This window comes from Thermoactinomyces daqus (assembly GCF_000763315.1).
GTDB classification, from domain to species: Bacteria; Bacillota; Bacilli; order Thermoactinomycetales; family Thermoactinomycetaceae; genus Thermoactinomyces_A; species Thermoactinomyces_A daqus.
The window spans coordinates 106,529-126,772 of record NZ_JPST01000035.1 but is presented as its reverse complement, the minus strand read 5'-3'; the positions used below and the strand labels follow the sequence as shown (position 1 = coordinate 126,772).

Sequence of the window (20,244 nt, the reverse complement as noted above, 5' to 3'; positions counted from 1 at the left end):
TCATTGAGCAAAGTTAAAGCAGTTCGTTGTGAGGGGTGCGGCGTTCCCGTGCAGACGGAGTCCCCCGAACAAAAAGGATATATACCGGAAAAAGCGTTGGAACGCGAAGTGATTCTGTGCCAGCGCTGTTTTCGCATCCGGCATTACGGGGATTTGGGTGCGGTGGAACAAGATCCGGAGGCCTATTTGCGGGTACTGGATGAGATTGCCGCGACAGACAGCCTGGTGGTGCTGGTCGTAGACCTGTTTGATTTTGCCGGGAGCTGGATTCCGGGATTCAGCCGGCGGATCGGAAAAAATCCCGTTTTGCTCGTCGCCAACAAAGTGGATCTGTTTCCCAAAACAGCCAATTGGAAGCGGCTGCGCGACTGGGTCTCCGCTTCGGCCAGGGAAATGGGTGTACACCCGGTCGATACCCTCCTGTGCAGCAGTGCCAAAGGCTTGAAAATTCCTGATGTGATGCAGGCGATGGAGCATTATCGGGAGGGAAGGGATATCTATATTGTCGGCACCACCAACGTGGGGAAATCGACCTTGATCAACCGGCTGCTCAGGGAAGCGGGCGGAACTCAAGACGAGATGATTACCACCTCACCTTATCCGGGAACCACTTTGGACACGATTCGCATCCCGCTTGAAGATGGCAAGGAGATCATTGATACGCCGGGAATCGTCCGTAAGGACCGCATCAGTGAATGGGTTGACCCAAAAGAACTGAAGATCGTCGTGCCGAACGCGGTGCTGAGGCCGAAGGTATACCAGTTAAACGACGGGCAGACCCTGTTCTTCGGCGGACTGGCCCGGTTGGATTATGTGCAGGGGACAAGGCAGCCGTTTGTCACTTATATGTCAAACCGCCTGTATGTGCACCGGACTAAACTGGCGCAAGCGGATGAAATTTGGCAAAAACACAGGGGGGAACTGCTCGCTCCGCCAAAAGACCCGGCTGCGATTCCGCCGCTGACCAAACATGTGATCACCCTGTCCGGGAAGGAGAAAGAAGATATTGTGATCGCCGGATTGGGATGGGTGGCGTGCGGAAAAGAAAAAGCGCGGGTGGAACTCTGGGTGCCGGAAGGGATTCAGGTGAGTACACGAGCGGCTATCATTTAGCATTGCGCCCGTCAATGGGGCGCTCTTTTATTAGGGAGGGGAAAGGGATGCAAAAACAAAAAAAGGCTGGCCGGATTGTGGCAATGGGGTTGATCGGGGACCCGGTCGCCCATTCCAAGTCGCCGGAGATGATGAACGCGGCGTTTGAGCAGCTCGGATTGCCTTATGTATACCAGGCTTTCCGGGTTGCCCCGGCCGAGCTGGAAGAAGCGGTAAACCGGTTAAAAGCACAGGATTTGATCGGATTTAATGTAACGATACCGCACAAGGTGGCGATCATGGATTTGCTGGATGATTTGGATCAGACCGCTGCCGAGATCGGAGCCGTCAATACGGTCGTGCGGCGAGAAGGAAAGTGGATCGGCACCAATACCGACGGTCCCGGTTATTTGCGTTCGCTCATCGAGGAGTGGAATCCCGCTTTTTCTGAACTGTCGGCTGTGATTCTGGGGGCGGGAGGAGCTGCGCGGGCGGTCGGTTATATACTGGCGACAGCAGGTGTGCCGAAAATCACCGTTGCCAATCGCACCCTGGACAAAGCGGAGGCGCTGGCGGCCCATTTGTCGCAGTGGACCAAAACCGAAGCCGTCCTGCTGGCAGATAGCCGGGCAGAAGTGGAGAAAGCACAGCTGGTGGTCAATACCACTTCGGTCGGAATGCATCCCCATACGGAAGAAAGCCCGGTTCCTTGCGACTGGCTCCGGCAGGGGCAAATTGTCAGCGATCTGGTCTATCATCCAAAAGAAACGCTTTTGTTGCGACAAGCGAAGGAAAAAGGAGCGCGCATCCATACTGGATTGGGCATGCTGGTTCATCAGGCGGCGCTCGCTTTGGAAATGTGGTTGCAGAAAAAAGCGCCGGTTTCCCTGATGAAAGAGGTTTTGGAAGCGTCATTAACAGGAACAAAGGTAAAGAAAGAGTGAATTGGACATGAGGGTAGGCATTTTTGGCGGCACCTTTGATCCCATCCACATGGGGCACCTGTTGCTTGCCCAGCAGGCAATGGAAACGGCATCTCTGGAACAAGTCTGGTTTATTCCGGCCGGGGAACCGCCGCATAAGCAGGAAAATGAAATCACTCCGGCCCAACACCGGCTGCAAATGGTCAGATTGGCAGTCGAAGGCAATCCCCGATTTCTGGTGAATGAGATGGAATTAAAAAGGGAAGGTCCTTCCTATACCGTTGATACCATTCAGATATTAAAGGAATCGACGCCCGAACATGATTTTTTTCTGCTGGTGGGGGCTGATACGGTGAAAGATCTTCCTCATTGGTATAAAATAAAGAAAATCCTTCAACTGGTCCAAGTGATTGGATTGGGGCGGCCCGGTGTTCGGGCGGAGGGATTGCCCGATTTTGTGACTGACCGCCTGCAGTGGATCCCCGGGGCCATTGAAACTTCGATTTCTTCGACCGCCGTCCGGCAGCGGGCCAAGTGCGGCAAATCTTTGCGCTATCTCGTTCCCGACCCTGTTTACCAGTATATAAAGGAGCATCGTCTGTATGGAACTTGATCTTTTATTACAAGCTACAAAAGAACAGCTTCCCCAGCACAGATGGGAACATACGCTTCGTGTTGCCGAGACGTCAATCCGGTTGGCCAGACGGTTTGGAGCAGATGAACAGAAAGCGGAAGTGGCGGCGATTTTGCATGATTACTGCAAATTCTGGCCGGACGAGCAACTGGTGCGTTGGATTATGGACAGGGGTCTTCCGGAAGACCTGCTTCAGTTTAACAAAGAACTGTGGCACGCGCCGGTCGGTGCCGAAGTGGCAGAGGTTCGTTTCGGGATCCAAGATGAAGACATCCTGAACGCAATCCGCTACCACACATCGGGACGTCCGCAGATGTCACTTCTTGAGAAAATCGTCTTTTTGGCCGATTACATCGAACCAGGACGCCGTTTTCCCGGGGTGGAGGAAGTGCGGAAAACGGCGGAATCCGATTTGGATCGTGCCGTGCTGGCGGCACTTGACAAGACGATTGTCTTTTTGATTGAGCGCGGGCAGAAAGTGTATCCTCTCACCCTGCATGCGCGCAATCACATGTTGGAGCAAACAGCTCAAAAGCGATAAGGGAGGAATCTTTTTGAACGTAGTGGAAATCGCTCAGTTGGCGGCCACCGCTGCCGAGGAGAAAAAAGCGCAAGATATCATCATCCTGGATATTCGCGGCCTGTCCGTGTTTGCTGATTACTTTGTGATCTGCCATGGAAATTCGCAAACACAAGTGCAAGCCATCGTCAATGGAATCAAGGATAAAGTGCTGGAATCCGACCTCATCCTGAAAGGGATTGAAGGATTTCAAGATGCGCGCTGGGTTCTGATTGACCTCGGTGATGTGGTTGTCCATGTTTTCCACAAAGATGAACGCGAGTTTTATGATTTGGAACGCCTCTGGGGCGATGCCAGACAGTTAAAAGTACAATAAAAGAATATTCTCCATAAAAAAGGGTTAATATAAAAATATATTTTTGTTGATAATGATTAAAAAAGCGTTGACACTGCTTTAACCTTGTTCATATAATGTTAATAAACTATTTGAGCGAAGCAAGGATGGGGAGCAGTAATCTGTAAAGCCCAGCGCAGAGAGTTGACGGTTGGTGAGAGTCAATCTGGGCCACAGGTGAACTCGCCTCATCGCTCCAAAGGGGAAAGGGGATTTCCTCACTACTCTTTGGCGGTTCATCTCCGTTACCGGATTTGAGTGAGTGCAGTCATCCGACATGCACTAAGCAGGGTGGTACCGCGGGAATTGTCAGTCAACCTCTCGTCCCTAGCACGGAAGCTGGGGGTGGGAGGTTTTCACTTTTCATTGGCGAAAAAAGGGATATTTGAAGTTTACTGTGGAGGAGAACGAACATGAAAGAGTACAGCCCGAAAGAGATTGAAGCCAAATGGCAAAAGGTTTGGCAAGATACCGATTTATATAAAACGGATGAAGATCCGTCCAAGCCGAAATATTATGCCCTGGAACAATTTCCCTATCCTTCCGGAGAAGGATTGCACATGGGGCATATGCGTGTTTATTCCATCGGTGATGTGGTGGCCCGTTTCCGCCGCATGAACGGTTACCGCGTTCTTCATCCGATGGGAGCCGACGCCTTCGGTCTGCCGGCGGAAAACGCGGCCATCAACCGCGGTGTCAATCCGCGCGAATGGACGTTGAACAATATGGAGCGGATTCGCAGAGAACAAGCATTGCTCGGTGTTTCATACGACTGGGACCGCTATGTGGGCACCTGCCTGCCCGATTATTATAAATTCAACCAGTGGCTGTTCCTGCTCTTTTATGAACGGGGGCTGGCTTACCGCAAAAAAGCATCGGTGAACTGGTGCCCTTCCTGCAATACGGTTTTGGCCAACGAGCAGGTGGAAGACGGCAGATGCTGGCGCTGTGATTCGGAAGTGACCAAAAAAGAGCTGGAGCAGTGGTTCTTGCGGATCACCGATTATGCGGAACGGTTGCTCGAAGGTCTGGATCGCCTGCCGGATTGGCCGGAAAAGGTGAAAGCGATGCAGCGCAACTGGATCGGGAAAAGTGAAGGTGCCCATGTCACGTTTTCCGTTCCTGAATGCGGCGATGAGAAGGTGACCGTTTTCACCACCCGTCCCGATACGCTTTACGGAGTGACCTACCTGGTCCTTGCACCGGAGCATCCGTTGGTTCCGCGCCTGATCAAAGGGAAAAAAGAGGAAGAGCCGATTCTCCGGTTCATTGAGGAGATGAAAAAACAGTCGGAGATTGAGCGTACTTCCACGGATGCGGAAAAAGTCGGTTATCCGACCGGCGCGTTTGCCAAACACCCGCTTACTGGGGAATTGGTCCCGATTTGGATCGCCAATTATGTGCTTATGGATTACGGTACCGGTGCGGTGATGGGGGTTCCCGCACACGATGAGCGCGATTTCCAGTTTGCCCGCAAATACGGGCTGGAGATCAAGCAAGTCATCTGGCCCCAAGACGGCGATGCGCCTGCCGAACCGCTGGCGGAAGCTTATACCGAAGACGGCATCCTCATTTCCTCCGGGCCGTTTGACGGATTGGACAATCGTGCGGCGATCAAGGCGATTGCCGACAAACTGCAAGAGCAGGGATTGGGCGGTTCCACCGTCAATTACCGCTTGCGTGACTGGCTCATCTCCCGCCAGCGTTACTGGGGCACCCCGATTCCCGTGATTTATTGTGATGATTGCGGCGTGCAGCCGGTTCCGAAAGAAGATTTGCCGGTGGTGTTGCCGGAAGATGTAGTGTTTGACGGCAAGCGCAATCCGCTGACTACATCGGAAACTTTTGTCCATGCCAAGTGCCCTTCCTGCGGCAAACAGGCGCGTCGGGAAACGGACACCATGGATACGTTCGTCGACTCTTCCTGGTATTATTTCCGCTACACCGACGCACATAATGAAACGGTTCCGTTCAGTCCGGAAGAAGTAAACAAATGGCTCCCAGTCGATGAATATATCGGCGGGATCGAGCATGCGGTACTTCATCTGCTCTATTCCCGATTTGTGACCAAAGTTCTGTACGATGCCGGCATGGTTCAGGTGGATGAGCCGTTTAAGAGCTTGCTCACCCAGGGGATGGTTTTAAAAGACGGATTCAAGATGTCCAAGTCCAAAGGGAATGTGGTCAGCCCGCTGGAGATCATCGACCGGTTCGGCGCGGATACGGCCCGCCTGTTTATCCTGTTTGCAGCTCCGCCGGATCGTGACCTGGAGTGGAGCGATACAGGAGTGGAGGGAAGCCATCGCTTCCTGAATCGGGTTTGGCGCCTGATCGTCCAGAATGAAGAGCTGTTCAAGCAAGAATTCACCCCTTCCGCATCGCTTGACGCCGAGGGCAAAGAGTTGCGCCGCGTGCTTCATAAGACGATCAAAAAAGTGACAGGCGAAATCGGCGAACGCAGTCACTTTAACACGGCGATCAGCAGTATCATGGAATTGGTCAACTCCCTGTACAGCTACCCTGATACGGCAGATCGTGCCATTTACAAAGAAGCGCTGGAAACATTGGTGCTGCTTTTGGCCCCGTTCGTCCCCCATATTGCCGAGGAGATGTGGCAGATGACCGGGCGGAAGGGAAGTGTTCATCTCGCGTCTTGGCCGAAATATGACGAGAGCGCCCTCGTATTGGACGAGATCGAGATCGCCGTCCAAATCAACGGCAAGGTAAGGGACAAACTCGTCGTTTCCGCGAATGCTTCCCGCAAGGAAGTGGAAAAACAGGCGCTGTCCACCGACCGGATTCAAGGCTGGATTGATGGAAAAACCGTGCGAAAAGTGATTGTCGTGCCGGGCAAATTGGTGAACATCGTTGCCAACTGACATTGTTGTCAAGGAAGAGAGCATATTGGAGCCCGCTTGCCGCGTTTGGCAGGCGGGTTTTTTTGTTTTGGAAATTTGTTCATAAAGACTTGTCTGAAAAGCGATCATCATGTACATTGTTAGATATAAAATAACGGAATATTCAGAGGTGTTTGCCTTTGGTTCAATGGGACTGGACGCCGCGTGAGAAAATAATGGCCGGAGCGGTATTGATTTTATTGCTGGTGGCTGTTGCGGCCTGGGTTTTTCAACCATCCGCGGAGAATTTGCCGACGGAGGGCCTTGAACCGTATCAATCGGCGAAGGCGGAGAAAGTTGAGCCTGCAGAGAAAAAGCAGAAGAATGATGTGATTGTCATCGATCTGAAAGGAGCGGTCTCCCATCCGGGACTTTATCATCTCGAATCAGGGGCCAGGGTATACGATGTGTTGGAAAAAGCGGGCGGTGCGGGGAAGGATGCCGATCTCAACCAGGTGAATCTGGCACAGCCCCTGAGCGACGGCATGGTGGTTTACATACCCAGGCGCGGGGAAGCGGTTCCGGAAGGATGGATAGCATCGGGACAAGGCAATATGCAAGGAACATCATCATCGGACAAGATCCATATCAACCAGGCCACCCTGGAAGAACTGGAGAAACTGGATGGGATCGGGCCGTCAAAAGCGAAAAACATTTTCCAGTACAGACAGGAACACGGCCCTTTTCGCACCATCGAGGAAATTGCGAATGTTCCGGGCATCGGGGAAAAGACACTGGAGAAATTTCGCGCACAGATCGTCCTGTAAGAGGATTTGAAAAAGAAAAAACGGCAACCTCGACAGGAAGCCGCTTTTTGCAAAAATTAACGCTCCATGACTTTGCGCACTTTATCGAGAGCCAGATCGAGTTCTTCCCGGGTGATGATGAGCGGGGGAGCAAAGCGGATGGTATTTTCATGGGTTTCTTTGCACAAGAGTCCTTCTTGCATCAAGGATTCACAATAAGGCCGTGCCGCTTCCGTCAGCTCCATTCCGATAAACAAGCCTTTGCCGCGTACTTCTTTGATTTTCGGGTTGTTGATTTTGCGCAATTCCTCAATAAAATAGGCTCCGAGCTCGCGGGAGCGCTTGGGTAACTCTTCTTCGATCAGCACATCCAAGGCGGCAATGGCCACGGCGCAAGCGAGAGGGTTTCCGCCAAACGTGGACCCGTGGGAACCAGGTTCAAAGACGCCGAGAACCTCTCTGTCTGCCGCTACGGCCGAAATCGGCATCACACCGCCGCCAAGCGCTTTTCCCATAATGTACAGATCCGGTTTTACGTCTTCCCAGTCGCATGCGAACAATTGCCCCGTCCGGCCGAAACCGGTCTGGATTTCGTCGGCGACAAAGAGAACATGATGTTCTTTGCACAATTCATATGCTTGTTTGAGGAATCCTTCCGGAGGCACGATGACGCCGGCTTCTCCCTGGATTGGTTCGAAAAGGAACGCGGCCGTGTTCGGGGTAATCGCTTGGCGAAGCGCTTCCAAATCGCCGTAAGGGATTACTTTGAAGCCTGGGGTCAGGGGGCCGAAACCGCGTTTGTACTCATCGTTGGACGAGAGGGAAACAGCGGTGACGGTGCGGCCGTGAAAGTTGTCGGCGCAAACGATGATTTCCGCCTGGTTGTCCGGAACCTTTTTCACATCGTAAGCCCAGCGGCGAACGGCTTTGATCGCCGTTTCAACGGCTTCGGCTCCTGTGTTCATCGGCAAAACCATCTCTTTGTCCGTCAGTTTTGCCACTTTTTCGTAAAAGAGACCCAATTGGTCGTTATGAAAGGCACGTGAAGTCAAGGTGACTTTGTCAGCCTGCTCTTTTAACGCCTGGATCAGTCTGGGATGGCGGTGTCCGTGGTTGAGAGCCGAGTAAGCGCTTAACATATCCATGTAACGGTTACCGTCGGCATCCTCAACCCAGATTCCCTCTGCTTTGGAAATAACGATCGGCAGAGGATGATAGTTCCTTGCCCCGAATTTATCCGTAAGCTCAATGAGTTCCTGGTTGCGCGACATGGAATTACCCCCTTAGCTCAAAACTATTTGATCATTTACAAATTTATTGTAAGGGAAGTATGTTAAGAAAATCAATGAAATGTATACTCTATCAATGACAAGTATAAATATCACTCTTGACGTGGCCGGAACTGTTTAGTATAATCTGTGAAAGATGAAAAATTGAAACCGGAAAAGTTAAAAGGGGATAAAGGTTCTCTTATCCAGAGTGGCGGAGGGACTGGCCCGATGAAGCCCGGCAACCTCGGCGGCGTTTGCTGCCGGAAGGTGCCAATTCCTGCAGAAACGAGTGTTTCTGAGAGATAAGAGAAGAGAGATTGACCGTCGCAGGTTCTGCCTCTTCTCTGGATAAGGGAAGGGGTTTTTTTATTGGCTAACTTCTGGGAGGGATCACCTGTGAAACTGGAAACGAGACTGGCACAAATCGGCAACAAGAAGGAGAAGAAGACAGGGGCCGTTAACTTTCCTGTGTATTTTTCCACAGCATATGAGCATATCTCTTTGGGAGTTAGTACTGGTTATGATTATTCGCGCACAGCCAATCCGACCCGGGACGTGCTGGAAGAGGCGATCAGCCAGTTGGAGGGAGGAAACGGCGGGTTTGCCTGCAGTTCGGGAATGGCGGCGATTCATACATTGATGGGGTTGTTTTCCGCCGGGGATCATTTCGTCGTATCCCTTGATTTATATGGTGGAACCTATCGTCTGTTTGAAGAGGTATTGACCCGGTTCGGTCTGTCCTTTACTTACGTGGATTTGCGACGGTCGGATGATGTAAAGCGGGCAATCGGTCCGAATACAAAGGCTGTTTTTATCGAGTCGCCCACCAATCCGCTGATGCAGGTAACGGACTTGAAGCAGATTGCGCAAATTGCAAAGCAGGCGGGCTGTTACACCATTGTTGACAATACCTTTATGACTCCGTATTTCCAGCGGCCGCTGGAGCTCGGTGCCGATATCGTCGTCCACAGTGCGACCAAGTATCTGGGAGGCCACAATGATGTGCTGGCAGGGTTGATTGTCGTAAAAGGAGATGAATTGGCTGAACGGTTGCGCTTTATTCAAAATTCGATCGGAGCTGCTCTGGGGCCGCTGGATACGTGGTTATTGATGCGCGGGATGAAAACATTGGCCTTGAGGATGGAAAAACATCAGGAAAATGCGCTGGCGATCGCTGAATATTTAAAGCAACACCCGCTGGTGGACGAGGTTTTTTATCCCTCGCTCAACCCGGAATCAAAAGCGATTTTGGATGAACAGGCGGACGGATACGGGGGGATGATTTCATTCCGGGTCAGGAATAGTGGGATGATTGCCTCAATCCTGGAAAATCTGAATGTGATCACTTATGCGGAGAGTCTGGGCGGCGTGGAGAGTTTGATCACCTATCCGGCAAGGCAGACCCATGCGGATGTGCCGGTTGAGATCAGGGAGAGCATCGGGGTCTGCGATCGCTTGTTGCGACTGTCAGTGGGAATTGAACACAAGGAAGATCTGATTGCTGATTTGGATCAAGCGCTGAAAAAAGCGGATCAGGAATAGAAAGGAAGGGGAGCAAGATGAGATTTGAGACAAGGCTTTTGCACAACGGGAATGAAATTGATTCGTTTACGGGGGCTTCCAGCATTCCGATTTACCAGTCATCGACTTACCATCAGTTTTCCATTGACCAGCCGGGCGAATTTGACTATGCCCGTTCGGGCAACCCGACGCGCAAAGCGCTGGAGCAAACGATCACAAGACTCGAAGGGGGCTGTCGCGGCTATGCGTTCGCTTCCGGAATGGCGGCGATTTCCACGGTATTTCTCTTGTTCTCGCGCGGAGATCACCTGATTGTGTCCCAAGATGTGTACGGGGGTACATATCGCGTCTTGACAAAGGTGTTTGACCGCATGGGAATTGAAACCACGTTTGTTGATACGACCGATTTGGAACAGGTGGCCGCTGCGATTCGCCCCAACACCCGGGCGATCTATGTGGAAACCCCGTCCAATCCGCTGCTCAAGGTGACGGACTTGCGTGGCATTGTGCGGATTGCTAAAGCGTACCGTTTGCGAACCATCGTCGATAACACCTTTTTAACCCCGTATTTCCAGCGGCCGCTCGAGCTGGGTGCCGATATCGTGGTTCACAGCGCAACCAAATTTATCAGCGGGCACAGTGATGTTGTGGCCGGACTGGTTGTGGTGAAGGATGAAGAACTGGCCGAGGAGATCGGACTGCTGCAAAATGCTTTTGGCGCCATCCTGGGTGTGTACGATTCTTGGCTGGTGCTCAGAGGTCTCAAGACGTTGCAGGCACGGATGGAGTTGTCGACGCAAAGCGCGGAAAAGGTGGCGCTGTGGCTGGAACAGCATCCGGATGTCAAACGGGTTTACTATACCGGCCTTCCGTCACACGAAGGTTATCATTTGCAAAATGAACAGGCGAGCGGGCATGGAGCGGTTCTCTCCTTCGATGTCGGCAGCATGGAGAAAGCCAAGCGCATCCTGTCACGGGTCCGTCTGCCGATCGTGGCGGTCAGTCTCGGTGCGGTCGAAAGCATTCTCTCCTATCCGGCGATGATGTCCCATGCGGCAATGCCCGCGGAAGTGCGGAATCGTCACGGGATTACGGACGGGCTGCTGCGCCTGTCGGTCGGACTGGAAAACGCGGATGATCTGATTGATGATCTGGCGGCGGCCTTGCAAGAAAAAAAGGTGACGATCCCGGCAGGTTTTGGTAATTTATAGCGTCTCCTCCAGGGGGCGTTTTTCTTTTGCAGATGATCATGTAAAATGAGAAGGGAAATTTTGCACAGAAGGAGATTGCAGGAAATGGCCATTAAATCGGATAAATGGATACGCGAAATGGCGCTTCATCATCAAATGATCGAGCCGTTTATCGATCGGAACGTGGGGAAAGGGGAAGCGGTCAGTTTTGGACTCAGCAGTTATGGATATGATTTGCGCGTTGCGGATGAATACAAGATTTTTCACAATGCGCTGAACCCCGTCATCGATCCGAAAAAGATCGATTCCGATTCGTTTATCGATTTTAAAGGAGAAGTGTGCATCATTCCTCCCAACTCATTTGCCCTGGCGCGGTCGGTGGAATATTTTCGCATTCCGGAAAACGTCCTGGCCGTGTGTGTCGGCAAGTCAACGTATGCGCGCTGCGGAATCATTACCAATGTGACCCCTCTCGAACCCGGCTGGGAAGGGTACGTTACGTTGGAAATCTCAAATACGACACCGCTGCCGGCAAAGATTTATTCCAATGAAGGCCTTTGTCAGATTCTGTTTTTGGAGAGTGATGAGATTTGTGAAGTCTCTTACCGCTCCAAACAAGGGAAATACCAGGGACAAACGGGAATTACACTGCCAAAGGTATAACAGGATCATAGATGATGCAAACAGACGGCGAAATCCATCGGCCGTCTTTTTTGCCTTTATTGACCGGATCGTGAGGAATGCATCAGTCTCCGATTTTCTTCTTTCATCCCAGGATTTGAGTGAGAGGAAAAAATCCGATCGTCATTTCAGGATGATGCGGGAATTACCCGTCTCTGCCCTGATCACTTGGATATGTGCTTTTCAGATCGGAAAAAAACGTAAATTCGATCGGGTGATTGCCACCCGGTTTTGTGATAAGATTACATGCAGAAGTCTTCGTGGACAGGCGTGTTGATCACATACAAACGGAAAATCAGCATGTCTGACCATAAGAACGGGGAGATTCGAGAAATTGAAAAAACTGGGAAACGTTATCTCTTCAAAAATGAAAGAACGCTTCAGTCCGGATCAGATGGAAAGGCAATTAAACGCGTTGTTAAAACACCCTTTAGTGGTCAAATATATGGTGGAGCATGAAGTTTCCGAGGCAATCTTAAAACGTTCGTTCTCCAAGCTCCATCAATTCGTCCAGGAAAATGAAAACTGCAAACAGTGTCTCCGTTTGAGTGAGTGTCCAAACCTGATGAAAGGGCACTTTCCGACTTTAAGGGAATACGGCGGTTTTGTGGATCTGGTCATGAATGAATGCAGCAAGCTCAAGGTGAAAAAAGAGGAAGAGCGGAGAAAAAACTTAATTCAGTGTCAGCAAATTCCTCTGGACATTCAAAAGGCAACGTTTCAAACGATTGAATTGGATCATGGACGGGAAAAGGCGATCGATGCCGCTTTGGATTTCTGCCTGAGAATAGCCAACGGGGAAACGGTTAAAGGCCTTTACTTTTGCGGATCATTCGGGACGGGAAAAAGTTATATTGCCGGTGCTATTTTAAATACCCTGGCTGAATACGGAATTCCCTCCATGATGGTTCACACTTCGGCACTTGCCCAGGAACTGAGGGATACCATCGCCAAGAAAGAAGGATTGCTCAATAGTAAACTGGAAGCATTAAGCAACGTCCCCATATTGGTACTGGATGATATCGGGGTGGAAAACCTGACTTCCTGGTTGAGGGACAGTGTATTGGCCGTGGTTTTGCACAACCGGGTATCCAATCAGCTTCCGACCATTTACACTTCCAACCTCACGCTTGATGAATTGGAGGAATGGCTCTCCATTACGCTGTCAAACGGATATGAACGCCATGAACCGCTGAAGGCCAAAAGGATCATGGAAAGAATCAAGCCTTATGTGACGGTTGTTGAGGTACAGGGAAGAAACAGGAGATATGCCCTGAACAATAATGCCAATTGAGATCTGGTCAGCTTATTTTCCAGTCTGTTCGCTTTTCTCCCGTTCCTTTGGCATCAGTCGTAGCAGAAAAGCACCGATTCCTTATGCTCCGGTTTGAGCATCACGCCAATGGTGATATTGGCGTTTTTTTGTGCCTTGAAAATTAATGACAGGATGGAAAAAGAAGAAGGAAAATGTAGGAAAATGGAGAAATCCTCCGAAGTTTGTAAAAAAAAAGGAGGGGAAGGAGGGTGAAGCGGCCGCTCGTATGGGTCAGCGCGGGATGGATTGCCGGGGTTTTCGCCGCACGCGGGTGGAATGCATTTTTCTTTTACGGATGTGCAGCGGTCCTGGTCGCGCTGGCCGGAGGCTGGATCGTCTATCATTATCGAAAAGGCCGGGTTGTCCTGTTTCTGCTGCTCGGACTGTTTGCCGGAGCATTCCGTTATGCCTGGGACGTGGCGAACAACGTTTCCCATCTGCCGCGCCAGTTTTTGAACAGCCCTCAGGTTGCGATCGGAAAGGTTGTTTCGCTTCCGGATATCGAGGGAGACCAGTTAACGTTCGAAATGATGGTCTTCGACGTAAAAACCGATCGGGGATGGTGCAGAGTGATTCCCGAACGGGTGCTGTCAGGCGGAAGCTGCATTCTTACGACGAATGGGAACAAGCCCGGCGGTTAAAGCGGCTGTCCACGATCCGGATCAGGCTCACCTTCAGCAAATCGCCCCGGCCGCGCAATCCGGGAGCCTTTGATTATGGCGCGTATCTATATCGTCGGCATATCCATTTGATCGGACAATCTGACTCGCCGGAACGGATCAAGGTTTTGGCTTCCGTCCCGCATCATCCGCTGGTACTGATCGATCGAGGGCGCGCCTGGCTGGATCAACGAATTGAGAAACTGTATGGCCGAGATCAGAGCGGATATCTTCGCGGCCTTCTGCTGGGAGAGCAATCAGCTGTTCCCGACAGTTTGGAGACCCAGTATGCCACATTGGGCATTATTCATCTTTTATCTGTATCCGGGCTGCACGTGGCTGTTGTGATCGGCTGTTTTTATTTTTTGTTGACGCGCCTGGGGCTGACGCGGGAAAAATCGGCGTTGGCAATCCTTTTGTGTCTTCCGGTGTACGCCGTTCTGACAGGACTTGGTCCGCCGGTGATCCGCGCGGTGATCATGGCCGGTTTTTCACTTTTAGCCATCGTTTTGAAAAAGTTTCGGGATACCCTTTCGTTTTTGGCTGTTTCCTTTCTGGTCCAGTTAGGATGGAATCCCTTTCAAATCGAAGAAGCCGGCTTTCAGTTAAGCTATCTGGTGACCGCTGCTCTGGTTGTGGGGACGGAGCCTGTCGCCGGCCGCATTCCTGTTCCGTCGCGCAGTCTTCGTCAGTTTTTGGCCGCCAATCTGATTGCAGAGCTGGTGTCGTTCCCGGTTCTCATCTTTCATTTTCACGAGTTTTCGCTTCTTTCTTGGCTGGCCAACCTTCTGTTCGTTCCATTGATCAGTTCCCTGATTCTTCCGCTGTCTCTCGGTTCGCTTCTGCTTGCTTTTGTTCCGGGACCGCTGGCTTCGTGGCTTGCCTGTCTCACCAGCCAATTGCTGGAGCTGGTTCATCAGGGTGTCCGCTGGATGTTGCAATGGACATGGGCATTTCCGTCATGGGCCGGGCCGTCCGCCCTGTGGCTTGCACTTTATTGCTTTACAGTCATAAGTCTGGCCGTCGTTTGGATGAAGCCGTTTGTTCCTCAATGGAAGCGGATCGGTGTCGTTCTTTTGCTGTTCAGTTTGGTGGCATTTGCTTATGGGAAACGTAACGGAGAGGGAGCGGAAAACCGGATCGCATTTCTCGACGTGGGTCAGGGAGATGCGGCAGTTGTGGAAACACAGACAGGAAAGACGATTCTCATCGACAGCGGAGGGTTTTCCTCGCGCGGAAACCGCTTCGGATCAGGTAGCCGCCGCTTTGATGCCGGTGAAAATGTGATTATTCCTTATCTCAAATACCGGGGTATCAAACAGATTGATCTGTTCATTTTAACGCATGGCGATGCGGACCATATTGGCGGAGCGAAAGCGGTGGTGCAAAGATTTCCGGTGAAAATGGTGATCCGTGGCCCTCTTCCGCCGAAAAGCGCGTTGGAACTGGATTTGTTAAGAGAGATGCGGGAACGAAAAATTCCGATCCGGATCGCCCGGCCGGGATTGAGATGGCAATTTTCGCCCGGTGTGTTCCTTACATTTTTGCATCCGGCGACCGCGAACCGATCGGCAAATGATGAGTCCGTTGTTTTTTTGTTATCGATCGGCCGCTTTCAAACCTTGATGACAGGAGATATCAGCAGTGAAGCGGAAAAGCGGATATTAGCCGGGTGGAGGTTGCCGCATGTCCAGGTGCTAAAGGTGGCACACCACGGGAGCCGCACGTCCACCGGTGCAGAATGGCTCGATGCCGTGGCCCCGCGCTATGCCGTTATCTCCGTGGGGCGGCATAATCCGTTTGGCCATCCCTCTCCCCTGGTGCTTCAGCGCTTGCGTGCCCGACATGCCGTGATCTTGCGAACCGATCAGCTTGGAGCGATCATTTTTCACGTCGAAAAGCAAAAGATCCGGGTGGAAAGCACTTCTCCTTGAAGATGTAAAAAAGGATTCGTCTTTTGCCCGATTTGCCCCGCGATATAATAGTATTATTTATGTACATACATAGGGTGTTGCAACCTGCCGCAGTTCAAACAGGTCTAAAAGAATATAGGGGGTATTTCGTTGCTTGATTCAGAGTTGATCAAACAGGCTCAGTCGGGCGACAGGAAAGCGATTGTGCAAATACTTAAGCAATTGGAGACATCGCTTTATCGCACCGCTTATTATATGATGGGAAACGAACAGGATGCTTTGGACGCCACACAAGAAGCTCTGTTGAAAATATATAAATATCTCCCTTCCTATAAAGGAGAAGCTTTGTTGCATACATGGGCGCAGCGCATTGTTACCAATGTATGCATCGATTTGTTTCGCAAACGGAAAAACGTCATACTGTTTGATGAAGAACCGCAGCATGAGGATGGCAAAGCGGCTAAAGAGGTGGAGCGGGGAGCGATCCTGTCTGATTTGAGACAGGCGATTCGCCGTCTGCCCCTGCAACAGCAAACGGCGATTATCCTGCGCTATGTACAAGGTTATCATTACCAGGAGATAGCAGAAGCGATGGGACTCCCCCTGAATACGGTCAAATCGCATTTGTTTCGTGCGCGCAAACAACTGCAAAAGTGGTTGTCGGAATATCAGGAAGGAGGGGATGTATCTTGGCAGATGAAAAAGTGATGGAATGGATTCAACGTGACTTGGATGGTGATCTGACTGCGGCAGAAAAGAAAATGCTGGAAAAGCAGCTGGAACAGTCGCCGCAATGCCGGGCAACGGCGGAAGAGATGCAGTGGCTGTCCGGTGAACTATCCCTTCTTCCCAAAGTGGAGCCACCGCACAGCGTCGTCGATGCGGTGCTGGAGGCGATCGAGGACGACAAAAAGAAGACGAAGCCGCAAACAGTGATCAAACCGAGATACAATTGGCTCCGATTAGGGAGGATGGCTGCTGCGCTCGTCTTGTTCCTCTTTATCGGTCTGTTTTATCTGAGCAAATGGGGGGGCATTCCCATCAATACGGCCTCCAAAATTGCCGATCCGGTTCCGCCGGAGCATACAGACGGGAGCAAAGATCGGGCTGCCAAATTCGAGCTGGAAAATATTCAGGAGGTTTGGTCACCTGATCGTCAATATTGCGCCATTTGGCAGGGAAATCATTTAATCGTGCGCAAGGCGGACGGAAGCGTCCAATATCGCAGCCGCATTTTTCGGAAGGTTGACGGCTCGCCATCGGTTGTATGGCAAAACAAACAACGCGTTCGGCTGATCCTGCCGTCTGCTGATGGAAAAGACGACCAGACCGTCATGATTGATGTCAAGGAGAAAAAAGAGATAAACTAGGAGGAAGAGGTGGCGAAAATGGATCGTTCATGGCTGAAAGAGTGGCAGGAAGATAACATCGCTCCCGTTTATCTCTTTTATGGTGAAGAAGGTTTCTTGATTGAAGAAGCAATTGAATGGATGAAAAAAAGGTGGAGTCCGGAAGAAGTCTCCTTTGGTAATCTCATGCAGATTGATTTGGATGAGACGCCGGTGCAGATGCTGGTGCAAGAGGCGGAAACTCTGCCCTTTTTTGGGGACAGGCGGTTGATTATCGGTCAGAATGCCCGCTTTTTGACAGCCGGGAAAGGGAAAAGCGGCGTTCAGCATGAAACGGATGCCCTGCTCCAGTACTTAAAGCAGCCTCTGTCCACCAGTGTGGTGGTTTTAACCGTTTCCGGCGAGCAGCTTGACAAGCGAAAAAAAATCGTGAAGGAACTGCTTAAACATGCGCGTGCCGTTGAGTTTCCCCTGTTGGCGGGGAAGGATTTGCTTCAGTGGGTGGAAAGGCGGTTTGCCAAATTGCATGTCCAGGCAGATCCGCAAGCGGTTCTTGATTTGATCATGCTGACTGGTCCTGATCTCCGGCTTCTCCACGCGGAAGTGAGCAAATTGGCCCTTTACGTCGGAGCGGGGGGAAAGGTGACACCGGACATTGTCGCCGAACTGGTACCGCGCACCCTGGAGCATGATGTATTTAAGCTGACGGATAAAATAGCGAAGCGCCAATTGAACGAAGCGTTCCATATCTGGAGTGACCTGATTTTTCAAAAGGAAGAGCCGATTCGCATCCTGGCTCTGATTACACGTCAGATTCGGTTGATGCTGCAGGTCAAGATCTTGCAGCGGCAGGGGATGTCTGACAAAGAGATGGCGGCATTTCTCAAGGTTCATCCCTACCCGGTGAAACTGGCGGCAAAACAGGGAGCGGCCTTTTCCGAACAGCAACTGCGCCTCTTGTTGGATACGGCGATTTTGACTGATCAAGATATCAAGTCAGGAAAAGTGGACAAACATTTGGCGGTGGAACGCCTGCTTTTCCAAGTCAACCTTTCTGCTTGAGCCTCCCGTTGCCACGGAGAGGCCTTTGGCCCAATGATTATGAAAATATAAAAAAGGTGGAATCCCCAACGATGGATGAAAACCGTTTATGTGAACTTCGAAAAAAACAATCCATTTACTCCAATCTGTTCTACCTTTGCATAATCGCACTTCTCTTTGTTTTCCTCTTAGTGGAGCCTGCCGCCCGGCTTGTTTATTTCATCTGGGGTTGCCTGTTTGTCCTGTTCCCGCTCATCAGTTGGTGGATGAAGTCGCCCAATCCGTTTCTTCATCTTTTTCCGGAGATGAGAGAGCTTTATCAGTATGAACGGGACAAGCTGGGGGAGAAGTGGGGAGCCTATTACACTTCCACGTCATTGTTGCTGTTCGTCGTCGGGATTTTTTTCTTCGTCCAGGCTTGGATACGCGAGGGGAACATCCGGTTTGGCGAAGGAATTTCGTGGTGGTATTTTGTTATTGTTCTGCTTTTCTTGATCCTGCTCGGCAATGTTCATTTGCGTAGTCAGGCGCGTCGGATCGACAGCAAAACACCGGAGGAGTTAAAGGATTATGCCAGCGATAAAATGCTGTTTTCATTGGTGTTCGCATCGGTTGCCATCGGAATGACCCTGATCGGCACGATCGTTTACATATTGATGGGAGCGTAAAAAAGCAACCAGCATCAGGCGCTGGTTGCTTTTTTCATTCCTTCCGCCGGAACCGCATGCTCGAGGATATGGCTGGTTACGTTGTAAGCGGAGCTAAAGGAAAGTTCCGAAAGCTGTCCGTCTCCTTCACACCAGTCACCGGCAAAGTAGGCATTGGGCAAGCTGTAAAATTTGACCGGCATCAAGCGTTGATCCTCAATGCATTTGATTTCCTGGACAGTCGCTTTTTTGGAAATGCGCTTGGCGACAAGGCGTTCACGCCAGCCGGGGAAATGCTTGTCATAGACGGATTCGATAGTCGCCACTTTTTCATCCGCTTTTCCTTCTGCAATCTCTTGTTCGTTGAGGTAGGCAACCGCTTGCATCAGCTGTCCCCCGTCAGGAACGCAGGTTATATCGTAGTAGGAAATGTCGGTGATAAAGACGCGTTGCGCTTTTTGATAAATGTAGGTGAACGGGCTGGAAATCCGCTCGCTTAAACCGACATCATAGACAACGACTTGCGTAGGCACATAGTGGCTGTATTCCTCAAAATATTTGGCGAATGGAGTGTCGGCGAACAATTGGCATAACTCTTTTGGAGGAATGCAGAAAATAATATAATCAGCTTCGTATTTTTCTTCTTTTCCATAAACAGCGGTAATCCGGTTGCCATCGAGTTCGATTTTGGTTACTTTTTCTTTGGTGATGATTTTGCTGCCGTTTTTTTCAATGATTTCCGCAAATGAATCAACAATTGCCTGCCATCCGCCGCCGATGTAGCTGACAGCGCGTTGTGTGGCAAACAGCCGTTTATAATATTGGAAAAAGAGGGGGGACGGAATTTTTTCCGGTTCATTGGTAAAAAAGTTGGATGAAGCGATGGTCAACAAAAGATCCCTCACTTGGGGAGTTTCCTTTTGCAGATAATCTCCGATTAACACGCCGGGTTCTCCCCGTTCAAGAGAAGACATCGTTTTGAAGACTTCGTAAGCAAAGCGCCATTTATTCTGTGAATCCAACACTTTGGTGCGATACAATCCTTCGAGTGTTGCAGGCATGGGGGTGGTGAAAGTTCCCATGTCATAAAAGGCTTTGGAAGGTGAAAAATCTTTCCAGTCAACCTTCAGTCCGATTTCATGTTCATACTTGCGCAGGATCGATTTATCTCGCGCATAAATGGCATGGGCTCCAAAATTGAAATTAAACCCTTTCATCGGAATGGAAATTGCGCGCCCTCCGAGCTTCGGTGCCTTTTCCAGCAAGGTTACTTTGCAACCATTGTAAGCGAGTCGAGCTGCGGCGCTCAGTCCGGCAAGTCCTCCACCCACTACAATCACTTTATCAGACACAAGAAACACACTCCTTGGGAAACGGTTACATTTTAAACCATCTTGTATCAACCACTTACACTATTGTAACAAGTTTGAAATGAATCGGATAGTGTTTTA

At 50.8% G+C, this 20,244-nt stretch carries 19 protein-coding genes, 1 riboswitch and 1 other annotated feature; of the genes, 17 read left to right on the top strand and 2 right to left on the bottom strand.

Annotated features, from left to right (window positions below):
• The first annotated feature begins 3 nt into the window (after positions 1-3).
• The 7 genes from yqeH to JG50_RS0114250 all read left to right on the top strand — a co-directional run bounded on the left by yqeH (position 4) and on the right by JG50_RS0114250 (position 7,227).
• On the top strand, positions 4-1,113 hold the full coding sequence (gene yqeH / locus JG50_RS0114280) for a ribosome biogenesis GTPase YqeH (protein ID WP_033101773.1): 1,110 nt from the start codon (positions 4-6) through the stop codon (positions 1,111-1,113).
• 47 nt (positions 1,114-1,160) lie between these two features.
• Positions 1,161-2,036, top strand: coding sequence for a shikimate dehydrogenase (aroE, locus tag JG50_RS0114275; protein ID WP_052154354.1), 876 nt, complete (start codon positions 1,161-1,163; stop codon positions 2,034-2,036).
• Positions 2,037-2,043: 7 nt separating this feature from the next.
• Positions 2,044-2,628 (top strand): nicotinate-nucleotide adenylyltransferase, encoded by a 585-nt coding sequence (locus tag JG50_RS0114270; RefSeq protein WP_033101772.1) that lies wholly within the window; start codon positions 2,044-2,046, stop codon positions 2,626-2,628.
• A complete protein-coding gene (yqeK, locus tag JG50_RS0114265) occupies positions 2,618-3,190 on the top strand; it encodes a bis(5'-nucleosyl)-tetraphosphatase (symmetrical) YqeK (protein WP_033101771.1) in 573 nt (190 codons plus the stop codon). The genes JG50_RS0114270 and yqeK overlap by 11 nt, the downstream gene beginning before the upstream one ends.
• 13 nt (positions 3,191-3,203) lie before the next feature.
• Positions 3,204-3,545 carry a ribosome silencing factor gene (rsfS, locus tag JG50_RS0114260; protein WP_033101770.1) on the top strand — a complete coding sequence of 114 codons (342 nt, stop codon included), beginning with the start codon at positions 3,204-3,206 and terminating at the stop codon, positions 3,543-3,545.
• A 113-nt stretch (positions 3,546-3,658) separates the two neighbouring features.
• Positions 3,659-3,895 (top strand) — a binding site (T-box leader).
• 81 nt (positions 3,896-3,976) lie between these two features.
• On the top strand, positions 3,977-6,442 hold the full coding sequence (leuS, locus tag JG50_RS0114255; protein ID WP_033101769.1) for a leucine--tRNA ligase: 2,466 nt from the start codon (positions 3,977-3,979) through the stop codon (positions 6,440-6,442).
• A 158-nt stretch (positions 6,443-6,600) separates the two neighbouring features.
• Positions 6,601-7,227, top strand: a complete 627-nt coding sequence (locus JG50_RS0114250; protein ID WP_052154353.1) for a helix-hairpin-helix domain-containing protein — start codon at positions 6,601-6,603, stop codon at positions 7,225-7,227.
• Between the two features lie 56 nt (positions 7,228-7,283).
• On the opposite strand, the gene JG50_RS0114245 is transcribed toward JG50_RS0114250, so the two are convergent.
• Entirely contained in the window at positions 7,284-8,477 is a 1,194-nt protein-coding gene (locus tag JG50_RS0114245; protein ID WP_033101768.1) for an ornithine--oxo-acid transaminase, read from the bottom strand.
• A 196-nt stretch (positions 8,478-8,673) separates the two neighbouring features.
• A riboswitch (SAM riboswitch) is annotated at positions 8,674-8,786 on the top strand.
• Positions 8,787-8,873: 87 nt separating this feature from the next.
• Here JG50_RS0114245 and JG50_RS0114240 point away from each other — a divergent pair.
• From JG50_RS0114240 to JG50_RS0114195, 10 genes are all read left to right on the top strand, one after another.
• Positions 8,874-10,019, top strand: a complete 1,146-nt coding sequence (locus JG50_RS0114240) for an aminotransferase class I/II-fold pyridoxal phosphate-dependent enzyme (RefSeq protein WP_033101767.1) — start codon at positions 8,874-8,876, stop codon at positions 10,017-10,019.
• 17 nt (positions 10,020-10,036) lie between these two features.
• Complete coding sequence (locus JG50_RS0114235; RefSeq protein ID WP_033101766.1) at positions 10,037-11,209, top strand: aminotransferase class I/II-fold pyridoxal phosphate-dependent enzyme; 1,173 nt, start codon at positions 10,037-10,039, stop codon at positions 11,207-11,209.
• An 84-nt stretch (positions 11,210-11,293) separates the two neighbouring features.
• On the top strand, positions 11,294-11,851 hold the full coding sequence (gene dcd / locus JG50_RS0114230) for a dCTP deaminase (protein WP_033101765.1): 558 nt from the start codon (positions 11,294-11,296) through the stop codon (positions 11,849-11,851).
• A 352-nt stretch (positions 11,852-12,203) separates the two neighbouring features.
• Positions 12,204-13,163, top strand: a complete 960-nt coding sequence (gene dnaI, locus JG50_RS0114225) for a primosomal protein DnaI (RefSeq protein ID WP_033101764.1) — start codon at positions 12,204-12,206, stop codon at positions 13,161-13,163.
• Between the two features lie 230 nt (positions 13,164-13,393).
• Positions 13,394-13,825, top strand: a complete 432-nt coding sequence (locus tag JG50_RS0114220) for a DUF4131 domain-containing protein (RefSeq protein WP_033101763.1) — start codon at positions 13,394-13,396, stop codon at positions 13,823-13,825.
• Complete coding sequence (locus JG50_RS0114215; RefSeq protein ID WP_160173887.1) at positions 13,747-15,777, top strand: DNA internalization-related competence protein ComEC/Rec2; 2,031 nt, start codon at positions 13,747-13,749, stop codon at positions 15,775-15,777. Before JG50_RS0114220 ends, JG50_RS0114215 begins: the two co-directional genes overlap by 79 nt.
• A 129-nt stretch (positions 15,778-15,906) precedes the next feature.
• The gene (locus tag JG50_RS0114210; protein ID WP_033101761.1) at positions 15,907-16,464 is read left to right on the top strand and encodes an RNA polymerase sigma factor; all 558 of its coding nucleotides are present in this window, start codon (positions 15,907-15,909) and stop codon (positions 16,462-16,464) included.
• Positions 16,446-17,126, top strand: a complete 681-nt coding sequence (locus JG50_RS0114205) for an anti-sigma factor family protein (protein WP_033101760.1) — start codon at positions 16,446-16,448, stop codon at positions 17,124-17,126. Before JG50_RS0114210 ends, JG50_RS0114205 begins: the two co-directional genes overlap by 19 nt.
• 18 nt (positions 17,127-17,144) lie before the next feature.
• Positions 17,145-18,167 (top strand): DNA polymerase III subunit delta, encoded by a 1,023-nt coding sequence (holA, locus tag JG50_RS0114200; protein ID WP_033101822.1) that lies wholly within the window; start codon positions 17,145-17,147, stop codon positions 18,165-18,167.
• A 71-nt stretch (positions 18,168-18,238) separates the two neighbouring features.
• The gene (locus JG50_RS0114195) at positions 18,239-18,814 is read left to right on the top strand and encodes a hypothetical protein (protein ID WP_033101759.1); all 576 of its coding nucleotides are present in this window, start codon (positions 18,239-18,241) and stop codon (positions 18,812-18,814) included.
• Between the two features lie 14 nt (positions 18,815-18,828).
• On the opposite strand, the gene JG50_RS0114190 is transcribed toward JG50_RS0114195, so the two are convergent.
• Positions 18,829-20,145 carry a phytoene desaturase family protein gene (locus JG50_RS0114190; protein WP_081943951.1) on the bottom strand — a complete coding sequence of 439 codons (1,317 nt, stop codon included), beginning with the start codon at positions 20,143-20,145 and terminating at the stop codon, positions 18,829-18,831.
• Positions 20,146-20,244 lie beyond the last annotated feature (99 nt).